We start from the raw sequence: 11,085 nt of genomic DNA on the forward strand, positions 1-11,085 counted from the left end.
TAGACAGGTAGGCCGGCCTGATTTTCACAGATGAGCTCAAGGATCACTTGATTCAGCTCTGGCCGGTGATCACGACTATAACCACGCACCAGTTGCAGCTTACCGACCAGATCCCCATCGGCACAGTCATAGGCGCCATCGACGTGAAAGCTGGTGATATCAAGATGCACCGCCGTGGGCTTGAGCCCCAGCTTGGCGACCACTTGCTCGGCCATCACCTGATAAAGCGTCGACACATCGGCCGCAAACAGCGCATCCAGACAGCGCCCGAGCACATCATCATTAAGGTCATCGGCGCAGAGCCCGGGGCCGATCAATCGCTCGACCGGCTTGTTGGCGAAGAACCGCGGGAACATGTGCAAGGTGCTGCTATGGAAGCCTAAGCCATTGATGATCATGGCCACCAACGCCTGACCATGAGAGACTTTGAAGGATTGGTTTTTGGGCAGCACCGCATCGATCATGCGGGCGATATCGAGCTCTTGGCACAGGCCGGCGACCAGGCCGAGGTGATCAAGGTTACGGATGGCGATGCGGGGAGCGGGCATGATGAGCGACCTCCAAAAAGCAGTAATAGATCAAAACAGCCGATCGCCGTCAAGCCGCGAAAAAGGGAAAATCAGGTGCGGAATGACGGATTAACGCCTAAACTCTCGGCCACAGGCCCGTAACGGGCTGCCTTTTTATTGATCTCGCCAGATTAGGGATAGCCGCCTTGAACCTTCGTCCCCTGCTTTTTCTGTGCCTGCCGGCCGCCCTGTTGCTAAGTGCCTGCGATCAGGCTCCAGCCCCCCAAGAACAGGCCCCGCGCCTGGTCAAACTCTTTACCGTGGAAGATCCGGCCGGGGCGCGCCTGCGCGAATTCCCCGCGCGCCTGAAGGCCACCGAGGAGGCCGAGCTGTCGTTCCGTATCGGCGGCCAGCTGAAGACCCTCAACGTGCTGCAGGGACAGCCGGTGAAACGCGGTCAGCTGATTGCCAGCCTGGATGACGCCGACCAGCGCCTGCGCCTGCGTGATCGCCAGGCCAGCTATGACTTGGCCAACGCCCAGTTCAAGCGTATTGCCCAGTTGCTGGAGCGGCAGATGATCTCCCGCGCTGAGTATGACCAGCGCAAGGCCACCCTGGATTCGGCCAGCGCAGCGCTCAGCCTGGCCCGTCAGGAGCTGGAATACACCAGCATTCTCGCGCCCTTCGACGCAGTGGTGGCCAGCACCCATGTGGACAACTTCCAGGTGGTGCAGGCCAAGCAGCCCGTGGTCACCCTGCAGAGCGGCAATCAGCTGGATGTGCTGTTTCAGATGCCGGAAAACCTGCTGACCAACCTGCGCAGCCGTGAAGAGAACCGCGACTATCACCCCAGCGTGATTCTCGACAGCCTGCCCGGCCGCGAATTCGAGGCGGTCTATAAGGAGCACAGCACCCAGCCTGATCCCAAGACCCTGACCTATCAGGTGACCCTGTCCATGCCGCGTCCCGAGGGTCTCAACCTGTTACCGGGGATGAGTGCCACGGTCAAGGTTGACTTGGCCCAGGTCAGCCGTGACCTGGGTAGCCGCCTGCTGGTGCCGGTGGAGGCGGTGTTCAGTCCGGACGACAGCGGCCCCGAGGTCAAGCAGGTGTGGGTGGCTCGCGAGCAGGACGGCGTGCTACGTCTGACGGCCCGCCAGGTCGAGGTGGGCCAGCTGAGCCGCAACAGCATCGAAGTACTCAGCGGCATCGAACCCGGCGAGCAGATCGTTGCCGTGGGTGGCGCCGAGCTGGAGGAAGGCCAGGCGGTAAGGCCCTGGGTACGCGAGCGAGGGCTGTAAATGGATATCGCCGGCTACTTTATCCAGCGTCGCGTCACCAGCTGGCTGGTCACTCTGGTGCTGGGCATCGGCGGGCTGCTGGCCTTTCTCGGAATCGGCCGCCTGGAAGACCCGTCCTTCACCCTGAAGAACGCCATGGTCATCACCAGCTATCCCGGCGCCTCGCCGCAGCAGGTGGAAGAAGAGGTCAGCTACCCGCTGGAGAACGCCATCCAGCAGCTGCCCTCGATCAAGAAGGTCACCTCCATCTCCAGTGCCGGGCTGTCGCAGATCAGCCTGGAACTGCACAGCCAATACAAGGCCGAGCAGATCCCGCAGATCTGGGATGAACTGCGGCGCAAGATCAACGACTTGCAGCCCAACCTGCCACCGGGGGTCAACCCGCCGCAGGTGCGGGATGATTTCAGCGATGTATTCGGCTTCTTCCTGCTGCTCACCGGCGAGGGCTACAGCGCCCAGGAACTGCGCGATTTCGCCGACTACCTGCGCCGTGAACTGGTGTTGCTGCCTGGCGTAGGCAAGGTCAGCCTGGCCGGCGCCCGCCAGGAGCAGGTGCAGGTGGAAATCTCGCGCAGCAAGATGAGCACCCTGGGTATCGCCCCGCAGCGCCTGGCCCAGGTGCTCAGCCAGCAGAACGTGGTGTCCAACGCCGGGCGCATTCTGGTCGGCAGCGAGTCGATCCGCCTGCACCCCACTGGCGAGCTGCAGGATGTGCGCGAGCTGGAGCGTCTGATCATCAGCGACCCGGGCAGCGCGCAGCAGGTCACTCTCGGCGATATCGCCCAGGTCAGCCGCGGCTTTAGCGAAACACCGGGCAACCTCTACCGCATGAACGGCCAGCCGGCCCTGACCCTGGGCGTTTCCTTCGCACCCAAGGTCAATGTGGTGGATGTCGGCGCGACGATCAACGCGCGCCTGGCTGAACTGGACGCCCAGCGCCCGGCCGGTATGCAGTTGCAGGTGTTCTACGACCAGGCCGCCGAAGTGCAGGCCTCGGTGCAGGGTTTCGTGATCAACTTCGTCGCCTCGGTGGCCATCGTGATCGTCGTGCTGCTGATCTTTATGGGCCTGCGCAGCGGCCTGCTGATCGGCCTGATCCTGGCCCTGACGGTGCTCGGCAGCTTTATCTTTATGCGCCTGCTGGGCATCGAGCTGCAGCGCATTTCCCTCGGCGCCCTGGTGATCGCCCTGGGCATGCTGGTGGACAACGCCATCGTTATCGTCGAAGGCATTCTGGTCGGCCGTCAGCGCGGCCAGAGCACCCTGGAGGCGGCGCGGGGCATTGTCCGCCAGACCAACCTGCCGCTGCTCGGCGCCACCCTGATCGCCATCATCGCCTTCGCCCCCATCGGCCTGTCGGACGACTCCACCGGCGAGTTCTGCCTGTCGCTGTTCCAGGTGCTGATGATCTCCCTGCTGCTCAGCTGGGTGACTGCCATCACCCTGACGCCGTTCTTCGCCAGCCTGTTCTTCCGCGATAACCAGACCCTGACCGGCCAGGATCAGGGCGACCCCTACGGCGGGGTGATCTTCACCAGCTACCGGCGCCTGCTCGACTTCGCCCTGCACCGCCGTAGCCTCACTCTGGGCGTGTTGGTGGTGCTGCTGGTGGTGGCCATTGCCGGCTTCGGCAAGGTGCGCCAGAGCTTCTTTCCGCCGTCCAATACGCCGATGTTCTTTATCGACCTGTGGCTACCCCAGGGCACTGATATCCGCTACACCGAGCAGCTGGTGGCCGAACTGGATCAGCATGTACTGGAGCAGGAAGGAGTGACCACGGTCAGCAGCACAATCGGTCAGGGCGCCCTGCGTTTTATCCTCACCTACTCACCGCAGAAGCAGTACCCCAACTACGCCCAGCTGCTGGTACGCACCGACAACCTGGAACGCATCGAACCGCTGATCAATCAGCTCGAACAATACGTGGCCGAGCAGTACCCGCAGGTCAAACCCAAGTTCAAGCAGCTGATGCTCGGCCCCGGCAACGACAGCAAGATCGAGGCGCGCTTCAGCGGCCCCGACCCCGACGAACTGCGCCGCCTGGGTGGCGAAGTCAGCCGCCTGATGCGCCAGGATCCGGTAGCCAATGCAGTGATGCACGACTGGCATGAGCGCACCAAGCTGGTTCGTCCACAATTTGCCGAGGCCCGCGCCCGTGAACTGGGGGTGGACAAGAGTGCACTGGATGACCTGTTGCGCATGAGCTTCTCCGGCATGAACGTGGGCCTGTACCGCGACGGCACCCGCCTGCTGCCGATTGTCGCGCGCACCCCGGACAACGAGCGGCTGAATGCCGACAGCCTCAGTGACCTGCAGATCTGGAGCAGCGTGCGTGGCATCTACCTGCCCATCGAGCAGGTGCTGCAGGGCTTTTCCACCGAGTGGGAAGACCCGCTGATCATGCGTCTGGATCGCAAACGCACCCTCACCGTGCAGGCCGATCCAGCCCTGCTCAGCGGCGAAACAGCAGCCCAGCTGCTCCAGCGTATCAAGCCCGAGATCGAAGCCATCCCCCTGCCCGAGGGGTATCACCTGGAATGGGGCGGCGAATACGAAAGTTCGCGCAATGCCCAGGGCGCGGTGTTCGGCAGTCTGCCTCTGGGCTATCTGGTGATGTTTATGATCACCATCCTGCTGTTCGACTCGTTCAAGCGCGCCACCGTGATCTGGCTGACCGTGCCCCTGGCGATGATCGGCGTAACCCTGGGCTTTCTGCTCACCGGCATTCCCTTCGGCTTTATGGCCCTGCTCGGCCTGCTCAGCCTGAGCGGCATGCTGGTGAAGAACGGCATCGTTCTGGTGGATGAAATCCAGCTGCAGCTGGCCAGCGGCAAGGACGCCCTGCAGGCCGTGGAAGAGGCCTCCATCAGCCGCGTACGCCCGGTATCCATGGCTGCCCTGACCACCATCCTGGGCATGAGCCCGCTGTTGACCGACGCCTTCTTCCAGAGCATGGCGGTGGTGATCATGTTCGGCCTGGGCTTCGCCACCCTGCTCACCCTGGTGGTGCTGCCGGTGCTCTATTGCGTGTTCTACGGGATCAAGGCGCAGACCAAGGCAGAAGTCTGAGGGGCGGTTGTCCACCCTATGCTGGCGTGACGTGGCGTAGGGTGGACAACGCGCAGCTTGTCCACCCGCTGTTATTCCCTGCTAAATCTGGCGGGCGCGCCTAAAGGGGTCGTCTCAGAAAACGGAAAATAAAGCACGCTAAGCGTGCGTGGAGGCTGGCACCCAGCGGTACAGCGTCGGAATGGACACGCCGAGGTTCTTGGCCACGTCCTTGGGCGGCACCCCGCTGGCCAGCAGCTTCTTGGCCGACTCGATCTTGCTGTCGGTCATCTTCGGCTTGCGGCCGCCTTTGCGGCCGAGCTGCTTGGCGACTTCCAGCCCGGCGCGGGTGCGCTCGACGGTCAGCTCGCGCTCCATTTCGGCAAGGCTCGCCATGACGTGGAAGAAGAACCGCCCGGATGGTGTGCCGGTGTCGATGGAGTCGGTGAGGCTCCTGAACTGGACACCGTGCTTGTGCAGATCGCCGACCAGATCGACCAGTTGCTTGACCGACCGGCCCAGCCGGTCGAGCTTCCAGACGACCAAAGTATCGCCTTCGCGCAGCATTTCGAGCGTCTTGGCCAAGCCAGGCCGGTCTGCCCGCGTGCCACTCACCTTGTCCTCGAAGACCTTTTTACATCCGGCCTTGCTCAAGGCTTCGCGTTGCAGCTCCAGGTTCTGATCCTGCGTCGAGACGCGCGCATAGCCAATCAACATGGCTTGTCTCGCGCCCGGTCGATGCGTTCCTGCATCGCCTGCATCACTTCTTCGTGGGTGTACGATCTGGCGTTGGCGTCGGTGGCTTGCCGCAGGGCTTCCTCAACCTCGCGCGTCATCCGCTCGTAATCCTCCGGCCACAGCGCTTGCTCCATGCGCAGCGACGCCTGACCCAGCAGGTGCAGCAGGCTGAACAGCCGCATGTCGTTGGTGGCGACGATGCGCTCCCGAATCTGCTCCTGAATAGCTTCGCTAGCCCGATGCGCTTGTGGTGTGGCAGTCCCCTCGTAGTCAGCGGGGAATTCCGCTTCCTCGGCAATCCTTGCCCAGGCGCTGGCCAGCGCCTCGATGGTTGACGTGCTCATTTCCGCCGCTCCTGTGCTCTTTGGCGAATCAACCGGCCAAGGGGCCTCGACGCGAAAACCAGCAGCATCACGCCTATCGGATACCAGGTCGAGAAGACCACCAAGGCATCGAAGGCTGGCCGTCCGGTGTTGGTAGGCAGTACGGCGGTCACAGCCATCAACCCGCCGACCGTCCAGATGATGCGCCACACGTAGGGCATCACGCGGGGCACGTAGCCGTCATCGAAAGCGGTCTGGTAGTAGCGGCGCAGGCCGCGCTCGGCAAGCGCCTGGCGCTGCCGCTCCGACAGCGCATCCGTCCGGCCATACCAGCGCCGGAATGGTGGACAGCGCAGCAGCAAAGGGGTGAAGAGGATCATCACCGCCACGATCGCGACACCCCACGCCATGACGGCGCCGGCATCGGGCCGCTTGGCGTTCTCGATCACGGGCGCGAAGACGCCCGGAGCACCGATCATCCAGAACAGCGCAATGTGCTGATGGAAGGAGAGCTTCATTTGCTCATCCACTTGCGCAGCAGGCGCTTTTTCAGGGAGGCGCGTTCTTGCGGGTTGCGTCCCTTGTGATTGGCGATGCGATCCGCCGTGGCGGCCTGGCGCTTGACGGGCCAGTAGGAGCGGCCATCCTTGCCCATCGACCAGACGCTGCTGGCCTGGTTTTCCAGCAGGGGCAGATGGGCGCTCAGGGCTTCGGGCGACGCGCTGGTCAGCGCCGTGCGCTCACGGGTGCGCCAGCGCTGATGCCAGAGCTTCTTGTCCTCGCGCTCGCTGCCGCAGGTCGTGTGCCCGACGATGGGTGTTTTGCGGCGGCTGCGGCTCATAACGTAGTGGTCTCCAAGAACATTCAGGACTGATCCCAGGCGTCGATGGTCAAGACCTGATCGGCAGGACAGGCGGCTACGCGGTCGGGAACTGGATGGTGTTCAGTCTCATGCCGACCCCATTCGATTGATCGCGTCGCTTGCGGCACGCTGCGACGCAAGGAGGTTTGCGACCTGGTTTAGCAGCCGTGTCCGCTGCATGTCTGTTACCTATCTCCCCGACCGCTCATTGGACCAACTCCAGAGATTGGGCTCTATCGCTCAGCCAATACGAAACCGGCATTGGCTGATGCCACAACCGAGACGAACACAAATGGCTCGGTACCTGTATTTCGCGCCCCGTGCACTTGGCCCGGTCTTGCCACGGCTATCTCACCTTCCCTGAGGGCACGAACAATCCCATTGCCCTGAAAGTAATCAGCCATTCCCGACAAAACAGTCCACGTGTCTTGGCCGTGAGGATGAATGTGAGCCGCAATTTCCTGCCCGGGATGGACATGCCAAACCACGATAATTGAGTCTCGGGTTTCAAGCACAACGGAACGAATAGGCTCGCCTTCGGACGGCTGAACATACTCGGCTACAGAAAATATTCTCGATTCAACAGTCATCGGAGATCCCTCTTTCACAGTGCCCCCAGACAGGCTGGATATGAGTTCTAACTCGAATTTGAACGGGAGGCTGGTCGTGCGGTCGTGCAGTTGCCGATGAGCGTGTCGGCTGCTGCCTCCTTGCCCACCAGCGAACTCACGTCCGTTGCGGCCATCCAGAAGGTCTTGCCCGAGCGCGGCTCATAGGTCGCGGGATCGAACACGCCAGAGGGGCCGAACATCGGCGGCTTGATTGGTCATGGCTCCATGCCTTTGTCGTTACGGTCTTCATCGTCGGCATCCTGACGCACGGCGGGCAATTGCTGGAGCAACGCCGGCAGCCATTCCTGTACCGTCTCCCACACCACATCGAGGTTGATGTCGAAATAGCCGTGAGCCATGCGATTACGCATATTGCGCATGCTGCGCCACGGCACGTCGGCATGCGCCTGGGTGAACTCGACGTAGCCATCCATCACCTTTGTGGCCGCCTCGCCGATGACGATCAGGCTCATGATGACGGCCTGCTGGGTGCGCTTGTCGGCCAAGAAGTCGTCCTTGGCCACCCCTTCCACGAAGCTGCGCGCATCGGTTGCGGCCTGCTGAATGTGGTCGAGGTAATCGGGCAGGCGGTTCTCGCTCATATCGGTTGCGCCTCCGCGAGCACCTTGGCCCGGAACTTCGGCGGCAGGTCGCCGGGAGTCAGCAGATCGACGTCAACGCCGAGCAGCGATTTCAGTTCTTCTTCCAAATCGCCCAAGTCCAACAACGTGGCACCGGGCAGCGCATCGACCAACAGGTCGAGGTCGCTGCCATCCCGGTCGGTGCCATGCAGCACCGAGCCGAAGACGCGCGGGTTCGCGGCGCGAAAGCGGCCTACCGCTTCACGCACTGCGCTTCGCTTCATGTCAAGCACAACAGACGGTCGCATGCGCATCCTTTCTTATCGAAACTCGTTGAGATGATATGCAATCAAGAATAGAATTTCAAGAACTATTTTCGAGAATCGCAATGCCTTGATTCCCGTGCCGCGCTGTCGTTTTCAGAAGACGGCTGCACTGAACGTCAGAAGCCGACTGCACTATAGCAGCGGAGGGGTTGGATCCATCAGGCAACGACGGGCTGCTGCCGGCCATCAGCGGACGCAGGGAGGACTTTCCGCAACCGGCCGTTCGATGCGGCACCGATGGCCTTCGCGCAGGGGTAGTGAATCCGCCAGGATTGACTTGCGCTGCCCTACCTCTCACTAGTGAGGGGCGGCAGCGCATCAAGCGGTGAGCGCACTCCGGCACCGCCAACTTTCAGCACATGCGTGTAAATCATCGTCGTAGAGACGTCGGAATGGCCGAGCAGATCCTGCACGGTTCGAATGTCGTAACCGCTGCGGAGCAAGGCCGTCGCGAACGAGTGGCGGAGGGTGTGCGGTGTGGCGGGCTTCGTGATGCCTGCTTGTTCTACGGCACGTTTGAAGGCGCGCTGAAAGGTCTGGTCATACATGTGATGGCGACGCACGACACCGCTCCGTGGATCGGTCGAATGCGTGTGCTGCGCAAAAACCCAGAACCACGGCCAGGAATGCCCGGCGCGCGGATACTTCCGCTCAAGGGCGTCGGGAAGCGCAACGCCGCTGCGGCCCTCGGCCTGGTCCTTCAGCCACCATGCCCGTGCACGCGACAGCTGCTCGCGCAGGCTGGGTGCCAAGCTCTCGGGTAACATCAAGGCCCGATCCTTGGAGCCCTTGCCCTCCCGCACGATGATCGTGCCGTGATCGAAATCCAGATCCTTGACCCGCAGTTGCAAACCCTCACTGATCCGCATGCCCGTTCCATACAGAAGCTGGGCGAACAAACGATGCTCGCCTTCCAGAAAACCGAGGATGCGAACCACTTCATCCGGGGTCAGCACCACCGGCAAGCGCCGCGACGGCCGAGGTCTTCCGATCTCCTGAAGCCAGGGCAGATCCGTGCACAGCACCTTGCCGTAGAAGAACAGCAAGGCCGCCAATGCCTGACGATGCGTGGAGACCGAAACCTTGCGCTCGTTCGCCAGCCAGGACAGAAATGCCTCGACTTCGCTGCTGCCCAAGGTTGCCGGGTGACGCACACCGTGGAAACGGATGAAGGCACGAACCCAGTGGACATAAGCCTGTTCGGTTCGTAAACTGTAATGCAAGTAGCGTATGCGCTCACGCAACTGGTCCAGAACCTTGACCGAACGCAGCGGTGGTAACGGCGCAGTGGCGGTTTTCATGGCTTGTTATGACTGTTTTTTTGTACAGTCTATGCCTCGGGCATCCAAGCAGCAAGCGCGTTACGCCGTGGGTCGATGTTTGATGTTATGGAGCAGCAACGATGTTACGCAGCAGGGCAGTCGCCCTAAAACAAAGTTAACCTCTGAGGAAGAATTGTGAAACTATCACTAATGGTAGCTATATCGAAGAATGGAGTTATCGGGAATGGCCCTGATATTCCATGGAGTGCCAAAGGTGAACAGCTCCTGTTTAAAGCTATTACCTATAACCAATGGCTGTTGGTTGGACGCAAGACTTTTGAATCAATGGGAGCATTACCCAACCGAAAGTATGCGGTCGTAACACGTTCAAGTTTTACATCTGACAATGAGAACGTATTGATCTTTCCATCAATTAAAGATGCTTTAACCAACCTAAAGAAAATAACGGATCATGTCATTGTTTCAGGTGGTGGGGAGATATACAAAAGCCTGATCGATCAAGTAGATACACTACATATATCTACAATAGACATCGAGCCGGAAGGTGATGTTTACTTTCCTGAAATCCCCAGCAATTTTAGGCCAGTTTTTACCCAAGACTTCGCCTCTAACATAAATTATAGTTACCAAATCTGGCAAAAGGGTTAACAAGTGGCAGCAACGGATTCGCAAACCTGTCACGCCTTTTGTACCAAAAGCCGCGCCAGGTTTGCGATCCGCTGTGCCAGGCGTTAAGGCTACATGAAAATCGTACATTACGAAGCGAATGCACCATGGATAGGAAGAATGAAATGCCCAAACCCAAAGTGTGGGAAGGAAACTCCTGCCTGGCAATCGAGCGGCATGAGCGACAGTTGCCCGCATTTTTTCTGTGATACTTGCTCGAATGTAATCCATAGAGAGCAGGACCATGCATTACTGTATGAAAATGAAATCAATCAAGAGCTCTTGGATCGAATAGCAGCAACTCTTCCAGATTGCCCTTGCGGGGGTAGGTTTGTTCCTGGTGCAAACCCAAAGTGTCCGAGTTGCAAGACCGAGTACGTGCACCAATGGGATGCAGTGAAAAGGTTGAATGTACCTTTTATGCCAATCTTGGATGGTTCCTGCTTGATTCGAGATAGGCTGTATTCGTATGAAGTATGCATTGGTTCTAAACCAAAATACTGGTGGCGTTTGTTCACAAATGCCTTAACAAGTTTAGGCAAGGGACGCTCCTGACGTCGCGCCCCTGCTAAAAGCGTTAGATGCACTAAGCACATAATTGCTCACAGCCAAACTATCAGGTCAAGTCTGCTTTTATTATTTTTAAGCGTGCATAATAAGCCCTACACAAATTGGGAGATATATCATGAAACAGGGCTGACGCATCAGTGTTTATACTTCCTGATTACCACCATGCTTCAGCCCCTCAGGACTATACTTAAAGTATCCTGTTCTGGAGGGTTTAATCATGGCCAAGAACAAGGTTCAGTTTCAAAAAAGCATGAATATTCATGCCTT

The 11,085-nt window shown here is 59.7% G+C and carries 12 protein-coding genes; 3 read left to right on the forward strand and 9 right to left on the reverse strand.

Translation table 11 applies throughout. The annotated features are described in order from the left end of the window. Nucleotides 1-548 (reverse strand): IS1634 family transposase (locus MUW49_RS17130; RefSeq protein WP_244813007.1); only part of this gene is annotated, 548 nt, incomplete at its 3' end. A 167-nt stretch (nucleotides 549-715) separates the two neighbouring features. Here MUW49_RS17130 and MUW49_RS17135 point away from each other — a divergent pair. Then, a complete protein-coding gene (locus MUW49_RS17135) occupies nucleotides 716-1,810 on the forward strand; it encodes an efflux RND transporter periplasmic adaptor subunit (protein ID WP_010676151.1) in 1,095 nt (364 codons plus the stop codon). After that, nucleotides 1,811-4,879, forward strand: coding sequence for an efflux RND transporter permease subunit (locus tag MUW49_RS17140; protein WP_113979172.1), 3,069 nt, complete (start codon nucleotides 1,811-1,813; stop codon nucleotides 4,877-4,879). It begins immediately after the preceding gene. 138 nt (nucleotides 4,880-5,017) lie between these two features. Here the strand turns inward: MUW49_RS17140 and MUW49_RS17145 are convergent, their stop codons facing one another. From MUW49_RS17145 to intI1, 8 genes are all read right to left on the reverse strand, one after another. Continuing rightward, a complete protein-coding gene (locus MUW49_RS17145; RefSeq protein WP_003100847.1) occupies nucleotides 5,018-5,575 on the reverse strand; it encodes a recombinase family protein in 558 nt (185 codons plus the stop codon). Next, nucleotides 5,569-5,940, reverse strand: coding sequence for a hypothetical protein (locus tag MUW49_RS17150; RefSeq protein WP_003100853.1), 372 nt, complete (start codon nucleotides 5,938-5,940; stop codon nucleotides 5,569-5,571). Before MUW49_RS17150 ends, MUW49_RS17145 begins: the two co-directional genes overlap by 7 nt. Next, the gene (locus tag MUW49_RS17155; RefSeq protein WP_003100856.1) at nucleotides 5,937-6,437 is read right to left on the reverse strand and encodes a hypothetical protein; all 501 of its coding nucleotides are present in this window, start codon (nucleotides 6,435-6,437) and stop codon (nucleotides 5,937-5,939) included. The genes MUW49_RS17150 and MUW49_RS17155 overlap by 4 nt, the downstream gene beginning before the upstream one ends. After that, a complete protein-coding gene (locus MUW49_RS17160; RefSeq protein ID WP_003100858.1) occupies nucleotides 6,434-6,760 on the reverse strand; it encodes a hypothetical protein in 327 nt (108 codons plus the stop codon). Before MUW49_RS17160 ends, MUW49_RS17155 begins: the two co-directional genes overlap by 4 nt. A gap of 254 nt (nucleotides 6,761-7,014) precedes the next feature. Beyond that, a complete protein-coding gene (locus MUW49_RS17165; protein ID WP_003465043.1) occupies nucleotides 7,015-7,371 on the reverse strand; it encodes a cupin domain-containing protein in 357 nt (118 codons plus the stop codon). Between the two features lie 236 nt (nucleotides 7,372-7,607). Further along, entirely contained in the window at nucleotides 7,608-7,994 is a 387-nt protein-coding gene (locus tag MUW49_RS17170; protein WP_113979171.1) for a DUF86 domain-containing protein, read from the reverse strand. Continuing rightward, nucleotides 7,991-8,281 (reverse strand): nucleotidyltransferase, encoded by a 291-nt coding sequence (locus MUW49_RS17175; RefSeq protein WP_001247892.1) that lies wholly within the window; start codon nucleotides 8,279-8,281, stop codon nucleotides 7,991-7,993. Before MUW49_RS17175 ends, MUW49_RS17170 begins: the two co-directional genes overlap by 4 nt. 305 nt (nucleotides 8,282-8,586) lie before the next feature. Next, on the reverse strand, nucleotides 8,587-9,600 hold the full coding sequence (intI1, locus tag MUW49_RS17180) for a class 1 integron integrase IntI1 (protein WP_000845048.1): 1,014 nt from the start codon (nucleotides 9,598-9,600) through the stop codon (nucleotides 8,587-8,589). Nucleotides 9,601-9,756: 156 nt separating this feature from the next. On the opposite strand from intI1, the gene dfrA1 reads away from it, so the two are divergent. After that, nucleotides 9,757-10,230: a trimethoprim-resistant dihydrofolate reductase DfrA1 gene (gene dfrA1, locus MUW49_RS17185; protein ID WP_000777554.1), complete on the forward strand. Its 474-nt coding sequence runs from the start codon at nucleotides 9,757-9,759 to the stop codon at nucleotides 10,228-10,230. Nucleotides 10,231-11,085 lie beyond the last annotated feature (855 nt).

The organism is Aeromonas sp. LsrichE-8G (genome assembly GCF_022869435.1).
In the GTDB taxonomy this organism is placed as follows: Bacteria; Pseudomonadota; Gammaproteobacteria; order Enterobacterales; family Aeromonadaceae; genus Aeromonas; species Aeromonas caviae.

What these genes read in the sequence shown, in the direction of transcription:
- intI1 (WP_000845048.1), bottom strand. Translation starts at nt 9,600, where the DNA reads ATGAAAACCGCCACTGCGCCGTTACCACCGCTGCGTTCGGTCAAGGTT.
- MUW49_RS17155 (WP_003100856.1), bottom strand. Translation starts at nt 6,437, where the DNA reads ATGAAGCTCTCCTTCCATCAGCACATTGCGCTGTTCTGGATGATCGGT.
- MUW49_RS17175 (WP_001247892.1), bottom strand. Translation starts at nt 8,281, where the DNA reads ATGCGACCGTCTGTTGTGCTTGACATGAAGCGAAGCGCAGTGCGTGAA.
- MUW49_RS17170 (WP_113979171.1), bottom strand. Translation starts at nt 7,994, where the DNA reads ATGAGCGAGAACCGCCTGCCCGATTACCTCGACCACATTCAGCAGGCC.
- MUW49_RS17145 (WP_003100847.1), bottom strand. Translation starts at nt 5,575, where the DNA reads ATGTTGATTGGCTATGCGCGCGTCTCGACGCAGGATCAGAACCTGGAG.
- MUW49_RS17150 (WP_003100853.1), bottom strand. Translation starts at nt 5,940, where the DNA reads ATGAGCACGTCAACCATCGAGGCGCTGGCCAGCGCCTGGGCAAGGATT.
- MUW49_RS17140 (WP_113979172.1), top strand. Translation starts at nt 1,811, where the DNA reads ATGGATATCGCCGGCTACTTTATCCAGCGTCGCGTCACCAGCTGGCTG.
- MUW49_RS17165 (WP_003465043.1), bottom strand. Translation starts at nt 7,371, where the DNA reads ATGACTGTTGAATCGAGAATATTTTCTGTAGCCGAGTATGTTCAGCCG.
- MUW49_RS17160 (WP_003100858.1), bottom strand. Translation starts at nt 6,760, where the DNA reads ATGAGCCGCAGCCGCCGCAAAACACCCATCGTCGGGCACACGACCTGC.